The sequence below is a fragment of the Pseudomonas sp. LBUM1673 genome (genome assembly GCF_059695645.1).
In genome coordinates this window covers 1735471-1761146 of sequence record NZ_CP166780.1, presented here as the reverse complement: position 1 = coordinate 1761146, position 25676 = coordinate 1735471, and the positions used below count along the sequence as shown (strand labels likewise).

The following is a 25676-nucleotide window of genomic DNA, read 5'->3' as shown; positions in this document are numbered from 1 at the left end:
ATGATCGGGGCAGACCTTCTTATTCCATGGTGGTCGTCCTGATCTGGCTGCTGTGAATAAAACGCCAACCCATCAACAGGGTGGCCACCGTCAATGCCGTGATTAACCCCAGCCACACCCCCTGCGGCCCCCACCCCAGGCCAAACCCCAAACTGACACCCAGCGGCAGGCCTATCACCCAGTAGGAAAATATCGCCAGTAACATCGGTACGCGGGTATCTTGCAAACCGCGCAATGCCCCCGCCGAAAGCATCTGCAAGCCGTCAGGAAATTGCAGCGCGGCGGCGTACAGCAGAAGCGTCGAGGCCAATGCCGTCACGGCCAGATCCCGACTGTAAAGACTGGCGATCGCTTCATGCCCCAGCAGCAATGCCAGAGTCGACAACGCCTGAGTGAAGATGACCAGAACATACCCCGCCCATGCAGCACGCCTCACTCCATGCGGATCACCACGACCCAATGCATGACCGACACGCACGGTGGTTGCTTCCGCAACGGCAACCGGGATCATGAAACACAACTGCGCCACATTGACTGCAATCTGATGCGCAGCCAGAGAAGCCGAGCCCAGGCGCCCGATAAGCAAGGACGTGACAATAAATAGACTACCCTGCATCAAAATCGCGATTCCAATTGGCAGCCCTACCCTCAGCAAATCACCAATGGCGGCCCGGCTCGGCAATTCGAAACTGGCGAACAACTGCAAATGCGCCATGCGGGGTGTTTGCCAAAGATAAAGTGCAAAAACCACCGCCTGCAGCCACATCATGACTGCCGAAGCGATACCCAGCCCTTGTGCGCCGAGTTCAGGAAAACCCAGCTTGCCATTGGTCAAGACATACCCCAACGGCGCCAGCACCAGCAGGCCACCGAAACCGAAGAGCATGGTGGGCCGCATCCAGTGCATACCCTCGCACAGGTAACGCATGCAAAAGAACAACGCCAGCGCCGGGCTGCCCCAACGGACCGCATACAAAAATGCCTGAGCCCCCGGAATGATCTCCCCTGCAATGCCCGCAACGCCAAGCAGCATCGGTACCACGCTGAGGAACACGAACATAATCAGGCCAAGACCCAGCGCCAGCCAGAGTGCCTGGCGAAATAGGGGGCCAACCTGGTCGTGATGGCCGGCACCGTGCAAACGAGCCACGGAAGCAGTCAAGGCGATCAAGGTGCCAATCGGCACCAACATCGGCAACCACAACAATGCCGTGCCTACGGTCACGGCTGCCAGCGTATCGGTCCCATGCTGCCCAGCAATGATGTTATCCACGAAGGCAATTAACCCGGTTGACACGTGCCCCATCACCAATGGCAGAACCAGAAAAGCGGTAGACCGGGTCTCCTGAATAAATGAACGTGGCGGCAAATCGCTCGGCATCGGAGAGCATCCTTGAGAATAAAGAGATTTTTTCAGGCCCGGGTACCTGCAAGAGTGCTGACCGGCAAGCACATCTTTATCGCAAAAAAATCCTCCCATGACAGTCAGACGTTTCTGGTTTTTGCTGTTTTCTTGTAGGAAATTTGTATCAATTGCAGCCAATCCCGAAGTCTCACGAGCTGGACAGGCATTCGAAAGTACAAACCGGGATGCTTACAAAAACGCCACTCATTGAGTGGCGATTTTGTGAAATAGGCAGCGCAAAACCCAAAGAAAAACTCGCGGGACCGTGGAGCACCCCTTATTTCATCAGCATCCTGCGCAATACCAATGATTGCGTGGCCTGACCGTGGTTTTCAGAAAAAAAACCCGCATTGGTATCGAAAGTTTTCTTTTAAAGAATGGCGCTTTGCCTTGGTTGAACTACCTTTCAAACAAGTAGAAGACATAACGGTTTGAATGTTCACGTTAGGTTCAGCGATCAGATAGCGAAGTGGCAAAAGGGAATTACCTCACTATGGTCCTGGCAAGCGTTTTCCGGCTCTGTGCTCTTGTTGCCGGTTGCTTTTTAGGGGAGTCAGGTCGGCGGACAGTGCCGTCTTTAGCCGCTATTGCTGTCGAGCCTGTGCATATCGCTCGGGGCGACAGCTCAGGTATCTGGATCACTAAAAACCGTTTTAGCGAAGGTCACTCGCTGTTCATTCAGATCAGCGTATTGCACCCGCTTGTACCAAGGAATATTGCCGGAGCCATTAGGGGTCTGGCGAGGTAGAGGGCCGACCCAGGCCCCTTGTAGTGATCCGAGGCAACCCAGTTAGCCTCAAAGATGGCCTATTCAGCGAGGATGCACTTAATGAGCTATCGTACCGCGCCCGCTTTCAAGCGAATTATCCATGGCCTGTTCTGGATAGGCCTCAGCGTGGATGCGGCTCAGGCCGCTCCGGCCAATTGTTCGCAACTGGACAATTTACCGGCAACGTTCGAGGTCGGTCAGGGACTTCAGAACGAACTGCGCGTCCCCGTCCCAGTGACGCAACTGGCGGTAGGCGACCCGAAAATTGCCGACGTGCAGCCCAGCGGCAGCAACGCCTTCATACTCACGGGCCTCGCGCCGGGGGCCACCAGCCTGATGGTCTGGACCGCCTGTTCGAAGACGCCGCGCCAAAGCATGGTGTTCGTCAAGGGCAAGGCCACCGCGGCGCTGACCAGCGTCTCGACAGTGCCTTCCGAAGACCCGATGTTGCCGATCCAGGTGCAAACCGACATCCGCTTCGTTGAAGTCAGCCGGACCAAACTCAAGGAGGCCAATGTCTCGATTTTTGGCCGCCAGGGCAACTTCCTGTTCGGCTCGCCGAGAACCTTGCCCACCATCGACGGCATTGTCACGCCGTCGGTGCCGGTGAGAAACGACATGTTCAACCTCTCTTTTGTGTCCAGCGATACTCTGTTGTCGATCAACGCGCTGGAAGGCAGCGGTTTCGCCTACACCCTGGCACGGCCAAGCCTGGTAGCGCTCAGCGGGCAGAGTGCGAGCTTCCTGGCCGGTGGTGAAGTGCCGATTCCAGTGCCCAGTTCAGGCAGCGATAACGTGTCTATCGAGTACAAGGAATTCGGTATCCGCCTGACCCTGACGCCGACCATCATCGGGAAAAACCGTATCGCGCTGAAGGTGGCACCGGAAGTCAGTGAACTGGACTTCACCAACGCCGTGAGCATCGCCGGCACCATTGTTCCAGCGCTGACCATACGCCGTACCGACACCAGCATCTCCCTGGCCGACGGCGAAAGCTTCGTCATCAGCGGCCTGATCAGCACCCGCAACAATTCCCAGGTGAACAAGTTTCCGGGGCTGGGCGATATCCCGATTCTGGGCGCGTTCTTCCGCGACAACAGCATCAACCGTGAAGAGCGCGAACTGCTGATGATCGTCACTCCACACCTGGTCCAGCCACTGGCTGCCAACGCACAACTACCGTCATTGCCTGGCGAACAGCTGCGCAATTACGACCCGAACTTCTACCGCATGTTCTTCCTCGAAAATGGCGATTTCGACAGTCGCTCCGGGCTTTCGCAATGAGCCAGAGCCTGAATCAGACTTGCCTGGCCCTCTTTCGTAACGGTGACCTTGAGCGCTTGCCGGGCCAGCTTTCTTGCCATTGGCCAGGCGTTCAACGTGTTGTAGCCAAAGGACATTCGATGAAAGCAGTCATTGCAATAATGGCGACATTAATGCTCGCAGGTTGTGCCACTAATGGTTTGTCGCGACCGGCTATCTGTGCCAAGCCCGATTCGGATCAAGAGTTGGCCCTGAGTCTGGCCGACAACATGGCCAACGATGGCCGTTTGTATGCCAGCCTGGCGAATCTTGAAGGTTTGCCCGAGAACCTGGTTCAGGTTCGCCTGCGCAAGGCTCGGGTGCTGCGCTTGATGGGGCGTAACGAGGCGGGGCCGTTGTATCAAAGCTTGCTCGGCACCTGTCTGGCCGCCGACGGGGAACATGGCCTGGGCCAGTTGGCCGCGGCCAAAAATGATTACGCCACCGCGACCACTCACCTTGAGCGTGCGGTGAAAATGGCCCCCACCGACGACAGGATGCGCAATGACCTGGGGGTCGTCTACCTCAATCAACGACGCATCCCTGAAGCACGCTTCGAGTTTATGACCGCCATGGAGCTCAAACAGTCCAATTCATTGGCGGCACTCAATTTGGTGACGCTGCTGATCTATCAGGATAACTGGAAGGCGGCTGCCGAACTCGCGAACCGTGCCAGCTTGAGTCCCCAGCAAGTCGCCGAGGCTCAAAGTCGCGCGGAAAAACTCAAGGCCTCCGCAAAAAAAGTGGCGGCTTCGGAGGGGAATCGCAGGACTGAGGTAGCGGATGCCTCATCCGCTGCGACAAAGTAAAACGTACGAGGAGTCGAGATGAATACCAAGAGGCTGTTGATCGTGTGCATGGTTTGCCTGTCCACCAGTGCCTGGGCTATCGAACCGGGCCCCTCTTCGAAGGAGCAAAAAGGCACCGAACAGTGGTTGGTGTTACAGAATCGCAACGTATTTGCTTCACCCAAACTGCAAACCGCTTCGGCCACCGAACGTGACCTGGCCATGCAGCGTTGGCTAAACAGCTTCAGCTACCCGATTCCGGAGTTTTTTGACCAGGATGCAGCGGGAAAAATGACCACCGGCAACTGAGGCTCGTCAATGGGTGATCAGCCTCTGGCATCGTCCAGAGTAGCCTGGCTGCAAAGCCGGGCTAGACGTCGTGTGCAGGAAAGTATTGGTATCTGCACATTATCCAAAGCCTGACCGGATTACCCTGTAGGCGCTGCCGAAGGCTGCGGCTGTTTCAACCGTTCAGCGAGCATTGCCATCGCCCGTTCCTGATCGCAGGCCACGGCCGCCACCACGCCGTTTTTTGACGCTTACGCCCATCCTCTGACGAAACATTCTGAACTTGGGAAGTTTCTGGCCGGGCGTCACGACCCCTTCCTACATCAATCCCACTCATGCCTTGTTAGCGTGTTCAGCCATTAACACCTGTCCGGGCCAGGTTTGGCTTGGGCATCGCACTCTGTTTTCTTATTCGGCTCAAGGACGAGCTGCGGAAAAGCAAAAGGATAAGCGCATGTTCGCACCGGCCAATGCTGCCCAGTTCACGCTATTGATCCCAACGGTTCGCAACGACTTTAAAGTGCTGGCCTTTGCAAGCACTGAAGTCATCAGCACCTTGTATTCGATCCAGGTTGAACTGGTCAGCGAATACCCGGATTTCGATCTGGAGAGCCTGCTCAGCCAACCGGCCTTTCTCCAGTTCGGCCTGAACGGCGAAGGCATCCATGGCTTTATCGCCGGGGTATCCGCGGGTGATATCGGTAAGCGCCTGACCCGTTATCACCTGACCCTGGTACCGGCGCTGCACTTCTTGCAGTTCAGCCACGATCAGCGGATTTTCCAGAGCCTGACGGTGCCGCACATCATCGCTCAGGTCCTCAAGGGGCATGGCATCCAGGCCGATGCGTTCACCTTCCACGTCAGAACAAGTCCCGAGCGCGAGTACTGCACCCAATACGGGGAAAGTGATTTCGAGTTCGTCCAGCGGCTGTGCGCCGAGGACGGCATCGCCTGGCATCACCAGCATTCCCGGGAAGGCCATCTGCTGGTATTCACCGACGATCAGACCTTTTTCCCCAAACTGGGCGAAACCCCGTATCAGCAAGACTCCGGCATGGCGGCGGAGCATTCGGTGGTCAGCCAGTTCTCCCTGGGGTTCAACACCCGCCCGAGCAAGGTCACGCGCCGGGCCTATGACCTGAAACGCCCCAGCCTGTTACTGGAAAGTCGCTGTACCGCCGAGTTCAGCCCTGAGCTTGAAGACTATCGCTCCCCGCTGTTTTTCGAGCGTGAAAAACACGGTAAACAGCTCGCCCGGCAGGCGCTGGAACGGCACCGAGTCGATTACCAATTGGCCGAGGGCGCAAGCGATCAGCCGACCCTGCGCAGCGGCCACTTTTTCGACCTGACCGAACATCCACGCAAAACGTACAACGATCTGTGGCTGCTGCTCGGGGTTACGCACTTTGGAAAGCAACCCCAGGTGCTGGAGGAGTCGGTTACCAGCGACGCCAAATCCGAGGACGGTTTTACCCAGGGCTACCGCAACCGCTTCAGCGCGATCCCGTGGGACGTGTTTTATCGGCCACCGATGCCTGCCCCAAGAGCGGCGCTGGTCTGCCAGACCGCCCGCGTCACCGGCCCGGTCGGCGAAGAGATCTATTGCGATGAATATGGTCGGGTCAAAGTCGAGTTCCACTGGGACCGGGCTGAGCGTAACAGCGAGCACAGCAGTTGCTGGCTGCGGGTGTCGTCCAGTTGGGCGGGGGAAGGTTTCGGCGCGGTGACCGTCCCGCGCATCGGCATGGAAGTGGTGGTCACCTACCTGGAAGGCAACCCCGACCATCCGCTCATTACCGGGTGTGTGCCGAACAGGGTCACGTCCGTGCCCTATCCCTTGCCCGCGAACAAAACCAGAACCGTACTGCGCAGCCACAGCTCCCCCCGCACGGGCGGTTACAACGAACTGTCGATTGAAGACCGCGCCGGGCAGGAACTGATCTACCTGCGCGCCCAGCGGGATATGGAGCAAAAGGTCGAACACGACAGCCGGCTGGAAGTGGGCAACGAGCGCCGGGAAACCATCAAGGGCCACAGCATCTCGGTGCTGGAAGCGGAAGAACATCGCACGGTCACGGCGGATCGCAAGGTGCAGCTCAAGGCCAGTGACTATCTGCAAATTGCCGGAAGCAGCCACACCCGGATCGGCGAAGCGCTGGTGGTCGAGACCGGGCAGCAGCTGCACATCAAGGCGGGGACACACCTTGTGCTGGATGGGGGCGAGAGCATCACGTTGAAAGTGGGTGGTCAGCACATCGTGATCAACGCTGACGGGGTTTTCAGCAGTAGCGAGATTGAGGTCGGTGGTTCACCGGTGGCGGGCGTGGCCGCTCAAGCCTTGCTGCCGGGGACCGTGGCGGGCTTGTTGGCCTCTGTCGCGCCGGCGCCACCAGAAGACGAAGAGTCAGGCGAACTGGAGGAAGAGGAGGAAGAAGTCGAGGTGGAAGGAATTACCTTGCGGATCGGGATGTTCTTCGATGGCACCGGGAACAACAAAGCCAACAGCGAAACCGTGGCGGCCTGTTACGCCCCGGACGCCAAGCTGGCTGACGCCGCCGAGGAAATACAAAAGCATTGCGCTGCTTACGGGTACGACGGGAACGGGAGCTCGCCGGACAATAGTTATGGGAATGATGTGAGCAATATCGCGAGGCTGTATGACTTGTACGCCGATCACTCATACAAGCCTATGCCTGAAAACGCGAAAAAGGCTTCTTTGCGCGTCTACATCGAAGGCATCGGTACTAAAAGCAACGGCGAAGACTCGCTCTACTCACAAGCGACAGGTAGGGGCGAAACAGGTGTGGTCGCCCGTGTTGAACAGAGTCCGGCAAAGATTCTGAAGCAACTGCGGTTGCTCCAAGAGGAAAACCCCGGAGTGATGGTCGAGAAAATCGAGTTCGACATTTTCGGTTTTAGTCGGGGTGCGGCAGCCGCACGGCACTTTGCGAACGAAATGCTCAAGGGCGAGCACAGCCTTCTGGCGGCAGCACTGCCAGCCGGCTCTGCAGTCTTGTCCAGCAGCTTTATTTGGCGCTTTACAACCGATGTCACCATCAACTTTATCGGCCTGTTCGATACCGTCGCAGCGATTGCCAACCCTGGATTGTTCGACTTCAGTGGCGCCAACAGCAGAAACCCCAGCGTCAATCTGAAACTGCCAGACGGCCGCGCCAATAAGGTGGTGCATCTGGTTGCCCGAGACGAAATCCGGGACAACTTCGCCCTCAACAGCCTCGGCCACATAGACCTGGTCTTGCCCGGTGCGCACTCGGACCTCGGCGGCGGCTACTTGCCACGAGCCAAGGAAAAACTCCTGCTGGGCAAACCCGTTACCAGCACCATCAGCCAAAGCATGGCCCCGACCCGCAGCGCCGCTTACCTTGCCGCCGAAAAGGAAATGTACGCTTGGTATGAAAAAGGCGTCATCGAGTTCGACGGTCCGGGCAACGAACTTCAAGTGGCGCTCTGGGAGCGACCATTGACCCAATCAAGAGAGCGAGGTGGGTCCAATCTCGGCCCTCAGAAGGAGGTTTTTGCGGCTGCCACCATTGAGCGCCCGGTGCACGGCGAACTGTCGCTGGTGTATTTGCGCATCATGCGTGAGCTTGCCGTCAGACACGATGTTCCATTCGAACTTATCCCTGATACCCCAGCCCTGCGATTACCCGAAGAATTAGAGCCAATCCACGAAAAGCTCCAGGCTTATGCGCTCGGAGAAACAACGGTCGAAGGGCTGACGATTGAAGAAAGGGCATTGTTACGTCGTCGTTATATCCACCTTTCCGCTAACTGGAACGCAGCCAAAGGTCTGAACAGCAGCGACATGAACATTGTTTTTATCAACCGACCAGCCGGAAAAAACCAACGCGTGGTGCACCCCAATGAATAATTCCGCCCGCCTGTTCACAAGATGCGCAGGCCTACTGGTTGGATTGCTGTTGGCTGGCTGCACGCAAAGCTTCGCTCAATCACCTGATCACAAGGAATGGTTCTTGGGCTTTGGAGCACCGGATTACATGGAGGTGTGGATTGAAACAGCCGATGTGGTGGATATCCACGAGCGCGTTTTACGAAGAGCCGGCTCCGGGATTGCTTCGGTACACACCCCCGCCAACAACAAAGGAAAGCCCGCAGGCTGGCCGGAGAGCCCCGGCAGAGGCAAGGGCCGTCATATCAGTCGGGTTGACCTGCCCCGGTTGATTTACGTGCGCTGGCAATCCTTGGCAGAACCGCAAACCTATGAGGCCTACATCGTCATTCCCGAATCCGCCCGGGAGATCATGCGCAAACCTGAAAAAGCCTTTTGCAGAGCGGACGGCAAGTGGATCACCGACTACCGCGACGACATGGGTATCGGTCTGGCGCCGGGTGGAATAGCCAAGGTCTGGCTGGGCGGCCCCTGCCTGAAGTCGGTCGAGATTGCTCGGGTAGTGGGCACCATCAATAAACAAGGACCGTCTCAGGGAAAAAATGAGGGCCGTTATGCCTTACCCCTATCGCCGGAATCCAAAGCCTACATCGAAAAGTTCGGGATTCCTTATGATTCCTGGTGACAGCAATCCCACGGCCACGCCAATCATCAAGCTATCCCGCCCAATCACAAAATACGTAGGCCTGCTGGTTGGGTTGCTGTTGGCTGGCTGCTCGCAAAGTTTCGCGCAATCAAGCTACGACGAAACTTGGTCATTGGGCTTCGGAGCCCCGGATTACATGGAAGTCTGGATTGAAACAGCAGACGTTGTGGATATCCGGGAGCGCGTCGTTCGTCGAGCCGGTTCCGGGATCGCATCGGTACTAACCCCCAGCGACAACAAGGGAAAGCCTGCAGGCTGGCCCAAAAGTCCCGGTAGGGGTGCCGGTCGTGACGTCATTGGTGCCGATCTGCCACGGTTGATCTATGTGCGTTGGCAATCGCTGGCAGAACCGCAAACCTATGAGGCCTACATCGTCATTCCCGAATCCGCCCGAGAGATCATGCGCAAACCTGAAAAAGCCTTTTGCAGGGCTGACGGCAAGTGGATCACTGACTATCGCGATGACATCGGCATCGGTCTGGCGCCGGGTGGTATAGCCAAGGTCTGGCTGGGCGGCCCTTGCCTGAAGTCGGTCGAGATTGCCCGAGTCGTGGCCACCGTTAATAAACAAGGACCGTCTCAGGGAAAAAATGAGGGCCGTTATGCCTTACCCCTATCGCCGGAGTCAAAAGCCTACATCGAGAAATTCGGGATTCCTTATGATTCCTGGTGACAGCAATCCCACGGCCACGCCAATAATCAAGCTATCCCGCCCAATCAAAAAATGCGCAGGCCTGCTGGTTGGGGTGCTGTTGGCTGGCTGCTCGCAAAGTTTCGCCCAACCCGCTAACAAGTTGCCCTGGTTCCTGGGCTTTTCAGCACCGGCCTATATGGAGGTCTGGATCGAAACAGCGGATGTGGTGGATATCCAGGAACGAGTGTTTCGAGGTGCCGGAGGTGGTATCGCCTCTGTGCCCAAGCCCCCGAACAATCAAGGCATAGCCAGAGGATGGGCCAGCAGTAATGGTGGTGGAAAAGGCCGGCATGTCACTGGCGCCGATCTGCCCCGACTGATCTACGTGCGATGGCAGTCACTGGCCGAACCGCAAACCTATGAGGCCTACATCGTCATTCCAGAATCCGCACGGGAGATCATGCGCAAACCCGAAAAAGCCTTTTGCAGAGCGGACGGTAAGTGGATCACCGACTACCGCGACGACATCGGCATCGGTCTGGCGCCGGGCGGCATTGCCAAGGTCTGGCTGGGCGGCCCCTGCCTGAAGTCGGTCGAGATTGCTCGGGTAGTAGGAACCATCAACCCAAGAGGCCCTTATGAAGGCAAATCCGGTGGCAAGCATCGACCCTTGTCCGAAACATCCAAGGCTTACATAGAAAAATTCGGGATTCCCTACGGATCCTGGTAGAAATACTTGTAGGAGCAACTTCCTCCCGCGTTGGAAATGGCGACCTCGTCACCTTCTTCGCAGATTGGCGTAGGACGGCTCTGAAGCACCTAAACCGGGTTGTATTCCGTTTTGCTGCCTGCCTATAGTTCGTCCGTCACCGAAAAATCGGTGATCGACTTTAGCCGGTCGTAACAGATGATGCACAAGCGCCCGTATAATCGCGGCGCTTTTTGCTGCCTGACATCCGCATGTCTATGGTGGCTGTGCGTGGGACACCTCCGGGTGTGCCGGATTCATCTGTCCGGTCGGCTAACCCGCGTACAGCTACCACCCCAATTCGTTTAGCCGCGAAAGGGTGGGAGCTTCTCCCAATCAGATGAGATTAAGACCATGCCCCAATTCCACCCTCTCCAAGGTAACTTCAGCGTCGGCCCCACGCTCTACATCGACACTGAAGCCCGCGTCCCGGATCTTCTTGAAACTGCCACGCACCGCATCAAAGCCGCCCGCAACCTACTCAACAGCGTCACTTGCCTGTGTGTAAAGGATGCCGAAGGTCATGATCTGGAACACTTCGCCAATGCTGCGCATATATTGATTCAGGACGGTTGTGATGCCCTGGATGCATTGGGCTGGAAGCTTAATGTAACTGCGCGTTGAAAACTCAGACTGGCCCCGTGGAGATGCCGAAGGCTGCGATCCTTTGATTCATAGGCCTGGGCAACGAATTGCCTGCCAGAAAAATCAAAAGATCGCAGCCTTCGGCAGCGCTACAGGGGATGTGTAAACCTATGGCAGGAAAGTGCAGATCAGGCTCGGGTGGCAAGGCCATCGTGCTCGACAGCCTCTGCCCGTTTACCTCACCCGAATGCTTTCATCACACCGATCAGGGCAGGGCCGATGGCGACCAGAAAGAAGCTCGGCCACAGGCAGAAAATCAGAGGAAAGATCAGTTTGGTACCGATTTTCGCCCCCGCCTCTTCGGCGGCCTGCATACGCCGGTCACGGAACTCATCAGCATAGATGCGCAAAGTATCGGCTACGCTGGTACCAAAGCGGATACTCTGCGCCAACAGGCTGACCAACCCTTGTACGTCATCCAGACCGGTGCGCACAGCCAGTTGTTTGAGCGCTTCGGTACTGGTGATGCCCGCGCGGATTTGCGCATTGACCAGGGCCAGTTCCTCAGCCAGCTCAACCTGACTGACCGACATCTCTTCAGCCACACGCTCGATGGTCGTGGGCAGGGCCAGACCCGACTCCACGCATACCACCATCAAGTCCAGCGCATCTGGAAATGCAGCACGCAGCCGGCCTTGACGTGCCTGCTTGCGCTTACCGACATACAGCGCTGGCACCAGCCACCCGATAGCGGCCACCATGACCAACAACAGCAGCCCGGTGATCAGGGAAATCTTGGGAATTATCGGCAACAGCAACAACGCAATGCCGACCAACAACAGAGGTAACAGCAGGCGAACCGCCCAGTACATCTGCACCGCCGAAGAGGAACGGTACCCCGCGTGTGTCAGTAAAGTCTGGGTTACGGACGCCTGAGCCGATTCGGTCGAGGCAAAACGCTGGCCGACCCGCTCCAGCAACAGTTGCAGGTTACCAGGAGCCTCCTGCCCGGTTGTGTTGCCTAAATGACCACGCTTGATCAGCGCCAGACGGCGCTGTACCGGGTCCTGAAGGCCCAGCATCAGCAAAATCACGGCGACGACCGCAAGCACCGTACTCAAACCGATCGCGCCTAGGAACAACAGGCGCCCCATCTCCTCGTTCCCCGTGACCCGACTGAACAACCCGAGTAAAAAGTCCATGACCTATACCTCCCGGTAGCGAATACCGCTTAAACCTGAATCCGGATGATTTTTTTTATCCAGAGAATCCCGATCAACATGGCGCAGAAAGCCCCGATGATCAGCTTATGGCCCGTGGGATCATTGATCAGCACAGGGAGGTAAGTGGGGCTTGTAACGATGATCGCGATCGCCAGTACAAAGGGAATCGCCACCAGTATCCAGGCGGACATACGCCCTTCCGCCGACAGGGTTTTGATCTTGCGCTGGAAGCGGAAACGTCCGCGGATCAGCCGACTCAAACGCTCCAGCACTTCGGTCAGATTGCCGCCGGTCTCGCGATGGATGAGGATCGAGGTCACCAGCATCATCACTGTCATGCTCGGCATACGCTCGAGCAGGCCCAGCATGGCCCGGCGCACATCATTGCCATAGTTGATATCGGCGAAGGTCAGGCCGAACTCATGAGCGACCGCCCCTTTGTGCTCCTCGGCGACCAGACGCAGGGTTTCATTGAACGGGTGCCCGGCGCGCAGGGCCCGGCACATGGCATCCAGCGCATCCGGCAGGCCTTCCTCGAACTCAGCGAAACGTTTGCCACGGTCACGAAAAATTTTCAGCACGGGTAACCAGAACACCCCGAAGCCCACCAGCAGCGCCATCCACCAGACTGACGAGATCATCCAGATCGAAATGCCCGCGCAGACGCCCAGGAACAGCCCGAGCAACAGCACCCGATACGCCCGGTATTCGTGTCCGCCCTGCTCGATCACCTGTGTCAGGTTCGCCATAAAAGGCAACTGCTCAAGCATGGACTCCAGTGGCGACAAGCGCGTCAGGTATTTCTGCCGCAACACCGTCTGCATGTTGGGCAGATTGTTGGCCTTCTCCAGCACATGCAAACGGCCGCGGATGCGCTTGCGCATCTTGCCGGCCTCGCCGAACACCGGCACCACCACGCCCTGGGACAGGAGGAACACGGCGATAAACACCATGCCGAGGAACATCAGAATGAATTCACCAGGAATATTGTTCATGACTGCCGTGCCTCCATCCACTCAGGCCTGAACATCGTCAGCGGCAACTCGATGCCGCGCTTGGCCAGTACATCGCGGAAGGCCGGGATCATGCCGCTGGGGCGATAATCGCCGAGCACTTCGCCGTTTTCGCCCATGCCCTGGCGCGCAAAGGAGAAAATTTCGGTCATGGTGATGATCTCGCCTTCCATGCCGTTGATCTCTTGCACGCTGACCAACCGGCGCTTGCCGTCCTCCTGACGTTCCAGCTGGATCACCACATCGATGGCCGAAGCGATCTGCTGCCGCATGGCTTTGATCGGGAAGGTCGCCCCGGTCATCGACACCATGTTCTCGATACGCCCCAACGCATCGCGCGCGGTGTTGGCGTGGATCGTGGTCAAGGAGCCATCGTGACCAGTGTTCATGGCCGTCAGCATGTCCAGCGCCTCGGCGCCGCGCACTTCGCCGATGACGATGCGGTCTGGGCGCATCCGCAAACTGTTGCGCACCAATTCGCGCTGGCTCACCTCGCCACGCCCCTCGATATTCGAAGGCCGGGTTTCCAGGCGCACCACGTGGGGCTGCTGCAACTGCAGTTCGGCGGAGTCTTCGATGGTGACGATCCGCTCGTTTTGCGGAATGAAACTGGACAGCACATTGAGCATGGTGGTCTTGCCGCTGCCGGTACCGCCGGAAATCAGCACGTTCAAGCGTCCACGGACAATCGCCTTGAGCAGCAGGGCAATGGCCGGGGTCAACGTGCCCACCGAGATCAGGCTGTCAGTATTAAGCAGGTCCACCGCAAAGCGGCGAATCGACATGCTCGGGCCGTCGATGGCCAACGGCGGGATAATCGCGTTGACCCGCGAACCGTCCTTGAGCCGGGCATCCACCAATGGCGAGGACTCGTCGATACGCCGACCCAGGCTGGATACGATGCGGTCGATGATGTTGAGCAAATGCTGATCATCGCGAAAACGCACATCGGTCCGTTGCAGTTTGCCGAAGCGTTCGACATAGACCGAGGCATGGCCGTTGACCAGAATGTCGGACACGCTGTGATCGGCCAGTAACGGTTCCAGGGGACCCAAGCCAAGCACTTCGTCAGTGATCTGTTTGATGATCAACTGGCGGCTGGTGGTACTCACCGGCGCCGAATGCTCATCGAGCAGGCGCTGGCAAATATCGCGAATCTGCCGCGTGGCCTCGGCCTGTTCAAGGGAGTCCAGCAAGGACAGGTCCATGACCTTGAGCAACTGCTGGTAGATCTTTTCCCGCCACTCGGCCTCCACCGGGGTGACCTGGCTTCTGGTTTCGTAAAGAACGTCCGGTGTTATACGCTCCCACGCCATTATTTCCTCTGCCGGATCCAGCAGGTCGTCACCCAGTTGGGCAGCGGCGGGTTTACCGGACTGTTTGCGCAAGCGGTTACGAAAGTCGCTGATCATGGGTCATCCCCCGAAAAAACGGTTGAAGGCGCGTTTGAGTAAGCCTTTGTTCCCGGCCACCTGTTGACCGACCAGGTCCTCGGTCATGTCGCGCAGTGCGGCAGTGATCGCTGCCCTCGGCGCATGCAGCCCCAACGGCACGCCAGTGTTCTGACTCTGGCTGACCAGGTTGAAGTCGTTGGGTAACTTCGACAGATTCGTGCAGCGCAGTGCCTCGCCGATATCTTTAAGGCTGATCGCTCCCGCCTTGTCATAGCGGTTGACCACTATCTGCAATTGATCCCCGCGCACACCCAGGTCATCGCGAAGGATCCGCACCAGGGAGCTGGCATCCCGCAGATGACTGACGCTCTGCTGCACCACCACGTACACCCGATCCACCTGCTCCAGCACAGAGCCGGTGAGGTGGTCGATTTGCCGCGGCAGGTCGATCACCACCCAGTCATAGCTGGCGCGGGCCAACTTCAACAGGGTGTCAAGTTGCTCGGGTTGGGCATCCTGCGGCAGACACAACTCACCGGCCCGACCACCCAGCACATGCAAGGTGGGGCTGAAGTGACTGCAAAAACCGCGTAGCGCGACACTGTCCATGCCGTCGATCTGATGCAACACCTCCAGATGGCTGTGCGTCTGCGCCACATCCAGGTAATGCGTCACGCTGCCAAATTGCAGGTCCATATCCAGCAACAGGGTACTGCCGCCCCTGGCACTGAGTTGCTGAGCCAGGTTGCAGGCCACCAGGGTTCCGCCGGAGCCGCCCTTGGCGCTCATCACGGCGATCAATTTCCCTTCTGCCCCACTGCCGGTCCGAACCTCCATGACCAGCCGATTCAAAGCGGCAACCAGTTCCGTCTCGGCGATGGGCTCGGGCAGCACGTCACGGGCGCCGGCCTGCATCGCCATACGCATGCCTTCCTGTTCGCTCAGCAGACCGCAGACCAACATCGGCGGACGCTCATGGGCCGGATGCAGCAACAGCGCCGCCAGCTCCTCGCGCCACAGGTGGCTGACACGCAACAGCAACAGATCGGGCATCCGGTCCAGACCGTAGAGCGGGTCGACATGCCCGTTGCTCACCAGGCGAGTGCTCACCTCCAGGTTGGGCATGCGTTGGCAGACGCTCTGCAGATCGCGCAAAGAGGTGGCATCACGGCTGCTGATCAGCAACCGGAGTCCGGTTTTGCCAGTCGAGCTGGACACCGGCGTTTCCTTCATATTCAGCATGGTGTGATCTCCCCGGAATCGGAATGACGCCCGAGGCTTTCGCGTGGCAAGGTTGCCCTGAATGTAGGCAGGGTAATGGGCACGCCGAACCCGGGAATAAACAGATTGAAAACGAAGTTTTGCAGACTCAACTGGACGTAGCGGATGGCACGGAATCCATTGACCCCAGTCGTGTCGCCAGGGTTGGCCACTAGAACGCCGTTTGCATCCAGATAAGTCAGTACCAGGTTGCTGGTGGTCAGATCGGTGATCAGCTGGCTCGTACCGGCATCCCCTGCGGCATTGAAAATCGCTCGCTGCAGGATCACCGGATCACTGATATTGCACACGGCCGCCAGGCGTGCACCGCGACGGGCTGCTTCATCCAATGCATTGACCGTGAAGTACAGGCGGCCCATTTCCAATACGGCGAACAACAGCGTGAATACCAGCATGCCAATGATGGCGAACTCCACGACATAAGTGCCGCGCATGCGTTTGCGATTCATCACAGTGCCCTCATGACAGTCGTGGCGACCAGCGGAATATTCAGCGCAATCTGACTGCCAAAAAAACCCGGAATCGAGCCGGCACAATTGCCACTGCCAATCACCGGGCAGAAGTTATAGGTAATGGTGACCCGCACATGGTCGGTACCCACAGCAGCGACCTCCACCATGCCGGTCGTCAACCCTGATACCACAGGGCTGCCGGTCTGGCTGGGCACGCCATAGACCGCCACGTTTTTCGTCTGGGTCAGCAGCGCACTGCTCAGAGAAACCTCGCCGAGCGTCGAGTTCCAGGCCTGGCCGGCGACGAAACGGTCGGCATCACGGCTGGCCTGCAGCAGGATGTTGTACTGATAGAGCATTCGGCCGAACTCACCGAAGGCCAGCAACAGCAGCAGCAACACCGGCAGGACCAGGGTGAACTCCACCAGTGCCACGCCCCGCTGGGCCTGTGCTCGTTTAAATGCGTGAAGTCTCATGACGCCTCCTACGAGTCAGTGCTCGGAGTGCCGCTGCCGTTGAGATAGGTTTTGTAGAGCTGAATGATCTGCGGGCCGGAATCGTTCATCGGTGTAGGACTGGGCACATTGTCGCCTTCGCACTCCTGCACAAACTGGCCGAAGATTTGCGCCTCCGTGCCGCCGCCATTCATTGGCTGAACCACGTAATAGCAACCGAATCCCAGGACCGGGACCGTGGTTGAGCCGCCCTGTTTGCCAGTGCAGTCACCCACCACGATTTTCAGCATCCGGCGCTCGAACACCCCATTGCTTTCACAGCCACTGCCGCCCCCTGCCACACACGCGGCAACGCTCGCACGCCAGTCGTTGTAGTCATATATCGTGTTGCCGCCCGCGGTGAGGTTGCCACCACTCGATGTGACGGGTTGCCCCTGATACTTGGCTTGTGGCGGGGTAACTGAGTCGTCATAAGAGATCGCAGGGTTGCTGGACGTCGTCACCAGGTCCGGCGGATAGTTCGAGGCACTGACCGGGCCGTTGTAAATACCGAAACGTGTATTGAGGCCTTGAGACGCAGGGCCGACCTTGTTGCCAGGCGCGGTCTGGACATTCTCCCCCACGTTGCGGCAGACAGAGCCACCTCCGGCCAGGTCGGCCCTGACCGCACTGCCGCCCGAGCCGAAATCGAGCAACTGAAAGTTGCCTGGACCAATGGGGGACGAATTGCCAGCAGCCGACTTCAATACTTGCAAATCACCAAATTGGAAGCCCCAGAACATGCCAGCGTCCGGATCGTATTGAGTCGCGTCACCACAGACCATCAAAGGTGCGAGATCACACGGGCTGGTAGTGCTGGGGCCAGCGGTGGCGATCGCCGCCACCGTTTTGTTCCCCAGAACGCCCAATGACTGGGCGAAGTTCCAGAAAAATCCTGTCAGGCTATAGCCGGGGACCGATACCCGAACGTATTTGGCATCCGAAGGCCCGGGAAAAGAGAACGGGCCATAGACGCTGCTGGACAGTTCCACCACCGCGAATGCGCCTGGGTTGCCGGCGACCGCCGTGGCCAATTCGTTGTTGCCCGTGGCATTGGCATTTTGCGTCAGCGTGTTGAGCGCGGCAGCTTGCGTTGCGCTGGCACTGTTGATTCCCCCTGCCACCTGACTCAGGGTTTTGGCGCCACTCAGGGCGGCGGCGTCCACCGCATTCTGCAGACGCGTTTTGTTCAGCAACAGGTGTCCGCCGTCCAAAGCCAACGCCGCCATCATGGCCATCGCCGCCAACGCCATCACCATCAGTACACTCACCGCTCCTTCCTGGCGCCTTGGCGTCGCAGTGAACGGCTGCCGAATACGAAGATTCATCATCAAGCCCTCATTTGCCGATACTGATCCGGATCGGCTCCGCCAATGCCATGGTGCCCAGGCACCGGTTGCGCCCCTGTCAGCGAATCTTGACTACATTAGTTTCGATCCCGCGGATAACGGTGATGGACCCGCCCCCCTCGCCGCCGCTGCGCCGCACCACGCGTTTTGGCACCGTGGCAGTGGCTACAGCCATGACCGGTGCGGCAGGCGCAACAGGCGCAACGGCCGCGATTTTTTTCTCGGAGTTCAGCGGATTGCGCAGGGTCAGTTGCAGTTTCCCTTCCGTTTGCGCCGTGACCAGGGTTTCAGCCTCTGCAGTCGTCATCTCCAGCGTTACCGCACGCACCACTACCGGTTGGGTCTTGTCGGTACCTGCGGTCTGGTCCACCGCCAATACCCGCAAGTTCTCGAGGATGGTCCTGGACACGGCATTGTTACTGCCGGCACTGGTGGTTTTGGTCGCCAGCACATCGACCCGGTTACCTGGCAGAAGGAACCCACCCACGCCAACCACATCGTCCACGCGTACCGAGATGGCACGTTTGTCGGTTGCAATCAGAGAGGCCAGGGTGCTGCCACCCAAATGTTCACTCAGCCGCGCGCCGCGCATGATGTCGCCCTTCAGGATGTCGAACGTTGCGATCTTGCCTACTGCTTTTTCGGTGGAATCGAAGGCATCGTCCGGGATCGTGTCCATGGGCATGCGCAGGGTCGTGACCTGTTGAGCCTCGACCATCTGCCCGAATGGAATCTCTACTGTGGCAACCACCACGCTTCGAAGGTGGTCATCCGGGCTGGCATTGAGCCGTGCGCTCAGCCAGGAGTCGGCCATCCATGCAGCACCAAGGCCCATGACCAGGGAAACGCCTATCAGGGAAAGAGTACGAGAGCTCATGTCAGTATCTCCGTATCAAAGAAAGTCGAGCTGGACGAAATAGTTGTGCCAGGCCCATTCCAGTTCCTGTGGCGACAGAGCCCCGGAGCCGCCCAGGTAACGCTGACGGTCGAGTGCCATGTTCAGGAGATCGCGGGGATGGCAAGGCACCAGAGGCATGCCTTCACTTGCATAAAGCCTTTGCAGTACATATCGCAGCAGCAGCGGGTCAAAAGGAATGCCCAGGCGCTCGCATTCCTGACGCCAGATCTTTTCGTATTCCTCAGGCTTCAGGTAACCGAACTGCAGCTTGTAGCCAATCCGGCGCAGGAAGGCCTCATCGGCCAGCTCCAGGGGATTGAGGTTGGTGGAGAACACCAGAATCAGATCGAACGGCAGCTCGCAATGCCGACCGCCGCCCAAGTTGAGGAAGTCACGTTTCTCTTCCATGGGTACGATCCAGCGGTTCAACAACTCGGCGGGGGCCATGCGCTGGCGTCCCATGTCGTCGATGATGAACAGGCCATTGCTGGCCTTGAGCTGCAAGGCGGCCTGGTACTGACGGGTGTAGGGGTCATAGCGAACGTCCAGCTGTTCCATGCTCAACTCACCGCCCGTAATGACGATCGGGCGTTTGCAGCGCAGCAGTCGACGGTCGATCCCTTCGTTGAGCATCAGATTGTTCGGTTGACTGTTGTCATCCAGGCGCTGATGCACCTGCGGGTCATAAATCTCGATCACCGACTCGTTGATCACGATGGCATGAGGCACCCAGATGGCCTCGGCGAACAGACGAATCAGCCGGCTGCTGACATAGGTCTTGCCGGTACCCGCCGGGCCATAAATCATGATCGCGCGGCCGGAGTTCAGTGCCACCCCCAGTTGATCGAGCATCCCCTCCGTGAGCACCACGCCAGCAAGGGCATTGCGCATATCGTTGGCGTTGATGCGACCATGGTGAATAGTCTGTAGTTTGATCAGAGACCGGTAGGTACTCACCGGGAACGGTGCCGCACCGATATAGCCACTGCGCGACAGGGCATCGCGGGCGGCACTGCGTCCGCGTTCGGTCAAGCCATAACGCAGCATCTGCCCACCGGATTGCCCCATCTGGCCAAGCACTTCGACACGGCCGTCCTTGCGCAGAAACGCCAGGACCTCTTCAAGTACGGCGCCGGTCAACGCCAGGCGTTCCACCAGCCGCGACATGTCGAGCACGCCGGCGTCATGCAAATGCTTGCACACCAACTCACCGAGAAAACTGTCTGTCAGACCGGTATCGCTGATTGTGCACGGCTGAGGCGCCAGTCGTTGCACCGCATCCCGGTCGCTGGAGTAGGCACCACTTTCGACGATGACGTGCATGACTAACCTCCCAATCCACCGGCAACGAGTTGCCAGTAGACGCTGTTCAAAGTGCCTATCAAGATTGCAATCGAATAGGGGAAAGGCTTGCCGGCTACTTCATCTGAAGTCGGCGCCAGATAGGACTGCGCCCTCAGAATCAGCCGATAACGGCCCAGGGTCTGCAGCAATTGACCGCGGAACAGCACGATCAGAAAACCGCATACGCCGCCGGCCATCAGGCTGAACAAGGCAGCCCACAACGCGAAATGAACCGGTAAAAAACTGCCGACCATGGCCATCAACTTGACATCACCGGCGGCCATGCCCCCCACGGCGTACATCGGCAGAAACAGCCCAAAACAGATCAGCATACCCAACAGGCTGTCACCCAATCCGCTGACACCACCTGAATAAGCCTGACCGGCCAATCCCAGGGCAAGGCCCAACAAGACCAGCATATTGGGAATACGGTGGCGAAGCAGATCGCTCACCACCGCGACGCCCAGCAGTCCTAGCAGTACGACTGTCGACACCAGCAATTCCATGGACATGGCGCGTCTCCCGAGTGCGACTTATTGTTATCAGCAAGCGGCCCCACCGTTGACCGCGGCACAAAGCCCTTCGATTTTGGTATTCACCTGGCCCCCAAGCGTTACGAACGCTGCGGCGACAGCCACGGTAATCAGCCCACCCGCCACCGCGTATTCCACAATGGTCAGGCCATCCTCGTCTTTGACGAACTTCACTACCGAAGCCTTGATTGTTTGCAGAGTCATTTCGATCACTCCAGCGGCCATGCCGCTCATTACGTAAGTTGGCAGGGACAGCGCGAAGCCCATTAAGAAAGTTGCCCGGCGCCCTATCAGAAATAGTGACAAACCGGTTCTATGGGCATCGCCGCGTCCCCGAGTAGGAATTATCGTTATCAGCAAGCGGCCCCACCGTTGACCGCGGTGCACAGCGCTTCGATTTTGGTATTCACCTGGCCCCCAAGCGTTACGAACGCTGCGGCGACAGCCACCGTAATCAGCCCACCGGCCACTGCGTACTCCACAATGGTCAGACCATCTTCGTCTTTGACGAACTTCATTACCGAAGCCTTGATTGTTTGCAGGATCATTTTGCCCACCTCACTCGAATGTTGTTTTTTCGGAAGGCAGTACGTTCTGTGCTGCCTGATGCAACCCTAGTCAGGGGGCAGGCATAGGCGTTAGGAAGATTTTGCACATCACTAGGACTTTTTTGCGGACGCTGCCAAGTACCGGGTTATTGGACTTTGCAGAGGTAACAGGAGGGGATAAAACAAGGCAGGCATTGCCAAGGTGACTGTCGTTAATTCACAAGCGACGGGCGGTTGATGCCTGGGACGTCGAAATAAACTAACAAACAATCGCCCAGCGCTTATTCCAGGCATCACATAGAGCGAATAGAACTAACTTTCGTCTTTCTTATCAGCATTTAGTCTGCAAAGTGATAGCACGTTAGCAATACTACTCAGCGAAGAGGGGCACTAAGAACCGCAGAGTAGAGACATGACGTCCGATTTGACCAGAAGGCCATCGCTACTGTGGTTCGATCTGACCCACGATCGTTCCACGAAGGAACTCATCGCGCAGTTCGAGGGCACCTGCGACTGCAAATTGGCGAAAAACTCCGTGTTGCCCCACGGGGAACAGGCAGACATGATCTGCATCCATTTTGATCGCCCCGACACACCAGGCTTGAGGCTGTTGCTGGAGATCAAACGCACCACCCCCACTATCCCGATTACCATGTTCACCGTGCAGCACTCGGAAGAACTGGCCGTCTGGGCCATGCGCTCCAGTGTCTGGGAATACATGGTGCTCCCGCTCTCGGCCACCGAGAAGAAGCGCTACCTGACGGCGGTGGTGCAGCTGTGCGAGTTGCGCCGAAATGCCAACGGTCAGGGCCAGACATCGCTGATCGATCACTCCCCGACCCTGCCGGACAGCATCCGGTTGACCTCGGGGCACCAAAAACACCAGGCGCTGAGCAATGTCATGCTGTACATCGATCAGCACTTTCGGGACAGCATCGATCAAAGGGATTTGGCGAAGCGCTGCGGCATGACGACATTTCGCTTCAGCCGCCTGTTCAAGGAGGCCAATGGAATTGGCTTCACGGATTACATCTTGAACAAGCGCATGATCTTCGCCAAACAACTGCTCGACAACAGCCAGATGCCTATTACCAGTATCGGCTATGAGGCCGGCTTCAAGGATCCGTCCTACTTCGCTCGCGCTTTCAAGCAGTTCGTCAACTGCACGCCCAGCGAATACCGTTTGACATGCCAACTCAGAGCAGTGGCAGCACAACCGGCGTTGGAGGATACAACCGCGGAAGTACTCGAAAGCCTGGTGCAGAGCCTCGGAAGTTGAGGCAGTTTTTAGGCGCGTGACAAATTACGCGCACAAAAAAACGCCGCTCATTGAGCGGCGTTTTTTTTGAATTTGGAGCGGGAAACGAGACTCGAACTCGCGACCCCGACCTTGGCAAGGTCGTGCTCTACCAACTGAGCTATTCCCGCAAATGGCGTCCCCTAGGGGACTCGAACCCCTGTTACCGCCGTGAAAGGGCGGTGTCCTAGGCCACTAGACGAAGGGGACACGCTGCCCGGAACACATGGTGTGTGTTTCGGTGCCCAGATCCGCAATCCGAAGATTGGGTTCTGGTTTCACTCAGCCCTGCCCTAAAGCAAAGCCGTTTAAAACTGGAGCGGGAAACGAGACTCGAACTCGCGACCCCGACCTTGGCAAGGTCGTGCTCTACCAACTGAGCTATTCCCGCATTGGCGTCCCCTAGGGGACTCGAACCCCTGTTACCGCCGTGAAAGGGCGGTGTCCTAGGCCACTAGACGAAGGGGACACACGTACAACATTCACTCCCTACCGCGTTTCGCTGTGTGCTTTACGCTGTAAGTGGCGCGCATTCTATGGATGGATTGAGGGGTCGTCAACCCCCAGATATAAATTTATTTAAATCAATGACTTCGCCCTGCTTTCGGCCGGGATTCAGGCTTTTCCGTCGCCTGACCTTTGGCGCCTATATTCTGGCATCCACTGAGGCGCTATAGTCCACGCCGAGATGATGGCAATGTGCACCTAGCTCATTATTACTTATATCTGCAGCTTTACGGCCGATATAAGTAGAGCCATAACCGATTCACTCGTCGAGCGGCCCTTGCACCCAAATGCCAAGCCACTACACTCGACTCGCACGCGAACCCTATAAAGAGGTCTTACCGGTGACACCACTCATGATCACCCTGCTAGTCGTAGCCGGGGTCGCACTATTGATCGCCATTGGCTACATGAACCATGTGGTGGAAAACAACAAGCTGGAAAAGGCCCGCACCAAGGTTGAACTCAACGACCGCTTGCGTCGCTGCGGCGAAATCACCGAGACCTTCCCCGGGCAGTTCATGACTCCCGCGCTCAAGCGGCTGTTGACCCGTCTGGAACTGAACGTCTGCCAGCGCCTGCTGAACCTGGAAAAATCCAATGCAACATTAAAGGCACGGATTACCGAGCTCAATGCCCTGGTCGCCCAAGGTGAATCGATCCCGGTCAACAACCCGCCGGCACCGATCCAGACCGAAGCCAAAGCCAAAGACGTGCGCTTCCTGCTTGAAGCCCTGCACGGCCAGATCACCCGCGCCGCACAGGACGGTTTCCTGCCGCCCAACGAAGCCAAGCACTGGATCCGCGAAGTGCGCCACATCCTGGTCCTGCTGCACATCGAGTTCTTCAACAACCTCGGCCAGCATTCCCTGCAACAGAACCAGCCAGGCCAGGCACGCCTGGCCTTCGAACGCGGCGTGCAATACCTGCGCAAACAACCGGAACCCCAGGTCTACAGCGAACAACTCGAATACCTGGAAAAACTCCTGGCCCGCGCCAATGCCCAGGTCATGGACAAGATCGCTCCGGTTGAAGGCGAGATCAACCAACTGACTGAAGGTCTCAAAGACGTTGAGGCTGATGCCGACTGGAAGAAAAAGGCGATCTACGACTGATCATGCACATGCTGAAAAGCCACCGGGTCAGGTTTATGTCTGTCAGTTAAGAACGAAACCTGTGGGAGCGGGCTTGCTCGCGAAGGCGTCAGGTCAGCCAACATCAATGTTGAATGACACTCCGCTTTCGCGAGCAAGCCCGCTCCCACATGGATTGTGCTTAACCGACTGGCATTAACCAGGTCAGGTGGCTTTTTTTTGCGTTGGGATTGATGGATGCTTCGGCAGCTTCTAGAGCCTGAAATGCCCCACCATCCCCTTCAACTCAACCCCCAGCTGCGCCAACTCAATACTGGAAGCCGCATTGCCCCGCATCGCCAATGACGACTGATCCGCACTGGCGCGAATACTGGTGACACTGCGATTGATCTCTTCGGCCACCGAACTCTGCTCCTCGGCCGCCGCCGCAATCTGCTGGTTCATCTGCTGAATCAACGACACCGCTGCCGCAATACTCCCCAACGCACTCTCGGTCTGCAACGCATCGCTCACCGCCAGCTTCACCAACTCGCCACTGTTCTGAATCTGCTGCACCGACGACTGCGCCGCCGAGCGCAAGGCGCTGACCAGACGCTCGATTTCCTCGGTCGATTGCTGAGTTCGCCTGGCCAGTGCCCGAACCTCATCGGCCACCACCGCAAACCCCCTGCCCTGCTCGCCGGCCCGTGCTGCCTCGATGGCCGCATTGAGCGCCAACAGGTTGGTCTGCTCGGCAACGCTTTTGATCACGCCAAGCACCGTGCCGATGTTCTGGATTTCTGCACTGAGGCTTTCGATGCTGGAGCTGGCCGAGGTGGCTGAGTCCGCCAATTGCTCGATCCGCGCCATGCTCTGGCGCACCACCTGTTGACCGCTTTCCACCTTCCCGTCCGCGGTCTGCGCCGCTTGGGCGGCCTCCTCTGCATTGCGTGCAACGTCGTGTACTGTGGCGGTCATCTGGTTCATCGCGGTGGCGACCTGCTCGGTTTCTTCCTTCTGGCTGCTGACTTCAAGATTGGTCTGCTCCGTCACCGCCGACAGCGATTGAGCAGAGCTTGCCAACTGTTCGATACCGGCCTGCAAACCACTGACGATACTGCTGAGCCCCGCGCCCATTTGCTGCATGGCTTGCATCAACTGGCCGATCTCATCACGG

General features: G+C 57.9%; 24 protein-coding genes and 4 tRNA genes. 10 read left to right on the top strand and 18 right to left on the bottom strand.

Annotated elements, in window-relative coordinates; all coding sequences use genetic code 11:
* Positions 1-19 precede the first annotated feature (19 nt).
* The gene (locus ACA044_RS07955) at positions 20-1543 is read right to left on the bottom strand and encodes an MATE family efflux transporter (protein ID WP_497445871.1); all 1524 of its coding nucleotides are present in this window, start codon (positions 1541-1543) and stop codon (positions 20-22) included.
* Between the two features lie 691 nt (positions 1544-2234).
* Here ACA044_RS07955 and ACA044_RS07950 point away from each other — a divergent pair.
* The 8 genes from ACA044_RS07950 (at position 2235) to ACA044_RS07915 (ending at position 11135) form a co-directional block, all read left to right on the top strand.
* On the top strand, positions 2235-3458 hold the full coding sequence (locus tag ACA044_RS07950) for a type II and III secretion system protein family protein (RefSeq protein ID WP_497445870.1): 1224 nt from the start codon (positions 2235-2237) through the stop codon (positions 3456-3458).
* A 119-nt stretch (positions 3459-3577) separates the two neighbouring features.
* Positions 3578-4285, top strand: coding sequence for a tetratricopeptide repeat protein (locus ACA044_RS07945; RefSeq protein WP_497445869.1), 708 nt, complete (start codon positions 3578-3580; stop codon positions 4283-4285).
* 18 nt (positions 4286-4303) lie between these two features.
* Positions 4304-4573, top strand: a complete 270-nt coding sequence (locus tag ACA044_RS07940; protein WP_497445868.1) for a DUF3613 domain-containing protein — start codon at positions 4304-4306, stop codon at positions 4571-4573.
* Positions 4574-5006: 433 nt separating this feature from the next.
* A complete protein-coding gene (gene tssI / locus ACA044_RS07935) occupies positions 5007-8444 on the top strand; it encodes a type VI secretion system tip protein TssI/VgrG (protein WP_497445867.1) in 3438 nt (1145 codons plus the stop codon).
* Positions 8437-9108 (top strand): DUF2931 family protein, encoded by a 672-nt coding sequence (locus ACA044_RS07930; protein WP_497445866.1) that lies wholly within the window; start codon positions 8437-8439, stop codon positions 9106-9108. The genes tssI and ACA044_RS07930 overlap by 8 nt, the downstream gene beginning before the upstream one ends.
* Positions 9095-9802: a DUF2931 family protein gene (locus ACA044_RS07925; protein ID WP_497445865.1), complete on the top strand. Its 708-nt coding sequence runs from the start codon at positions 9095-9097 to the stop codon at positions 9800-9802. Before ACA044_RS07930 ends, ACA044_RS07925 begins: the two co-directional genes overlap by 14 nt.
* Positions 9789-10493 carry a DUF2931 family protein gene (locus tag ACA044_RS07920; RefSeq protein WP_497445864.1) on the top strand — a complete coding sequence of 235 codons (705 nt, stop codon included), beginning with the start codon at positions 9789-9791 and terminating at the stop codon, positions 10491-10493. Before ACA044_RS07925 ends, ACA044_RS07920 begins: the two co-directional genes overlap by 14 nt.
* A gap of 372 nt (positions 10494-10865) precedes the next feature.
* Complete coding sequence (locus ACA044_RS07915) at positions 10866-11135, top strand: hypothetical protein (RefSeq protein ID WP_497445863.1); 270 nt, start codon at positions 10866-10868, stop codon at positions 11133-11135.
* 200 nt (positions 11136-11335) lie between these two features.
* On the opposite strand, the gene ACA044_RS07910 is transcribed toward ACA044_RS07915, so the two are convergent.
* The 12 genes from ACA044_RS07910 to ACA044_RS07855 all read right to left on the bottom strand — a co-directional run bounded on the left by ACA044_RS07910 (position 11336) and on the right by ACA044_RS07855 (position 21625).
* Positions 11336-12298: a type II secretion system F family protein gene (locus ACA044_RS07910; protein WP_497445862.1), complete on the bottom strand. Its 963-nt coding sequence runs from the start codon at positions 12296-12298 to the stop codon at positions 11336-11338.
* 29 nt (positions 12299-12327) lie between these two features.
* The gene (locus tag ACA044_RS07905) at positions 12328-13314 is read right to left on the bottom strand and encodes a type II secretion system F family protein (protein WP_497445861.1); all 987 of its coding nucleotides are present in this window, start codon (positions 13312-13314) and stop codon (positions 12328-12330) included.
* A complete protein-coding gene (locus ACA044_RS07900) occupies positions 13311-14744 on the bottom strand; it encodes a TadA family conjugal transfer-associated ATPase (RefSeq protein WP_497445860.1) in 1434 nt (477 codons plus the stop codon). The genes ACA044_RS07905 and ACA044_RS07900 overlap by 4 nt, the downstream gene beginning before the upstream one ends.
* Positions 14745-14747: 3 nt before the next feature.
* Positions 14748-15968, bottom strand: coding sequence for an AAA family ATPase (locus tag ACA044_RS07895; RefSeq protein ID WP_497445859.1), 1221 nt, complete (start codon positions 15966-15968; stop codon positions 14748-14750).
* Complete coding sequence (locus ACA044_RS07890; protein WP_497445858.1) at positions 15962-16456, bottom strand: TadE/TadG family type IV pilus assembly protein; 495 nt, start codon at positions 16454-16456, stop codon at positions 15962-15964. Before ACA044_RS07890 ends, ACA044_RS07895 begins: the two co-directional genes overlap by 7 nt.
* On the bottom strand, positions 16456-16935 hold the full coding sequence (locus ACA044_RS07885) for a TadE/TadG family type IV pilus assembly protein (protein ID WP_497445857.1): 480 nt from the start codon (positions 16933-16935) through the stop codon (positions 16456-16458). The genes ACA044_RS07890 and ACA044_RS07885 overlap by 1 nt, the downstream gene beginning before the upstream one ends.
* A gap of 8 nt (positions 16936-16943) precedes the next feature.
* Positions 16944-18284: a Tad domain-containing protein gene (locus ACA044_RS07880; RefSeq protein ID WP_497445856.1), complete on the bottom strand. Its 1341-nt coding sequence runs from the start codon at positions 18282-18284 to the stop codon at positions 16944-16946.
* A gap of 76 nt (positions 18285-18360) precedes the next feature.
* Entirely contained in the window at positions 18361-19179 is an 819-nt protein-coding gene (gene cpaB, locus ACA044_RS07875; protein WP_497445855.1) for a Flp pilus assembly protein CpaB, read from the bottom strand.
* A gap of 15 nt (positions 19180-19194) precedes the next feature.
* Complete coding sequence (locus tag ACA044_RS07870) at positions 19195-20523, bottom strand: DUF8689 domain-containing protein (RefSeq protein WP_497445854.1); 1329 nt, start codon at positions 20521-20523, stop codon at positions 19195-19197.
* A 2-nt stretch (positions 20524-20525) separates the two neighbouring features.
* Positions 20526-21056 (bottom strand): A24 family peptidase, encoded by a 531-nt coding sequence (locus tag ACA044_RS07865; RefSeq protein WP_497445853.1) that lies wholly within the window; start codon positions 21054-21056, stop codon positions 20526-20528.
* Positions 21057-21086: 30 nt separating this feature from the next.
* On the bottom strand, positions 21087-21281 hold the full coding sequence (locus tag ACA044_RS07860) for a Flp family type IVb pilin (protein ID WP_497445852.1): 195 nt from the start codon (positions 21279-21281) through the stop codon (positions 21087-21089).
* A 149-nt stretch (positions 21282-21430) separates the two neighbouring features.
* Entirely contained in the window at positions 21431-21625 is a 195-nt protein-coding gene (locus ACA044_RS07855; RefSeq protein ID WP_497445851.1) for a Flp family type IVb pilin, read from the bottom strand.
* Between the two features lie 412 nt (positions 21626-22037).
* Here ACA044_RS07855 and ACA044_RS07850 point away from each other — a divergent pair, with 412 nt between their 5' ends.
* Positions 22038-22904, top strand: a complete 867-nt coding sequence (locus ACA044_RS07850) for an AraC family transcriptional regulator (RefSeq protein ID WP_497445850.1) — start codon at positions 22038-22040, stop codon at positions 22902-22904.
* A gap of 73 nt (positions 22905-22977) precedes the next feature.
* On the opposite strand, the gene ACA044_RS07845 is transcribed toward ACA044_RS07850, so the two are convergent.
* From ACA044_RS07845 to ACA044_RS07830, 4 genes are all read right to left on the bottom strand, one after another.
* Positions 22978-23053: transfer RNA gene (locus ACA044_RS07845), tRNA-Gly, on the bottom strand.
* A 3-nt stretch (positions 23054-23056) separates the two neighbouring features.
* Positions 23057-23132, bottom strand: a tRNA-Glu gene (locus tag ACA044_RS07840).
* 105 nt (positions 23133-23237) lie between these two features.
* Positions 23238-23313, bottom strand: a tRNA-Gly gene (locus ACA044_RS07835).
* Between the two features lie 2 nt (positions 23314-23315).
* Positions 23316-23391, bottom strand: a tRNA-Glu gene (locus ACA044_RS07830).
* A 391-nt stretch (positions 23392-23782) separates the two neighbouring features.
* On the opposite strand from ACA044_RS07830, the gene ACA044_RS07825 reads away from it, so the two are divergent.
* The gene (locus tag ACA044_RS07825) at positions 23783-24541 is read left to right on the top strand and encodes a hypothetical protein (protein ID WP_497445849.1); all 759 of its coding nucleotides are present in this window, start codon (positions 23783-23785) and stop codon (positions 24539-24541) included.
* 231 nt (positions 24542-24772) lie between these two features.
* Here the strand turns inward: ACA044_RS07825 and ACA044_RS07820 are convergent, their stop codons facing one another.
* On the bottom strand, positions 24773-25477 hold the full coding sequence (locus ACA044_RS07820) for a methyl-accepting chemotaxis protein (protein WP_497447181.1): 705 nt from the start codon (positions 25475-25477) through the stop codon (positions 24773-24775).
* Between the last annotated feature and the right edge of the window lie 199 nt (positions 25478-25676).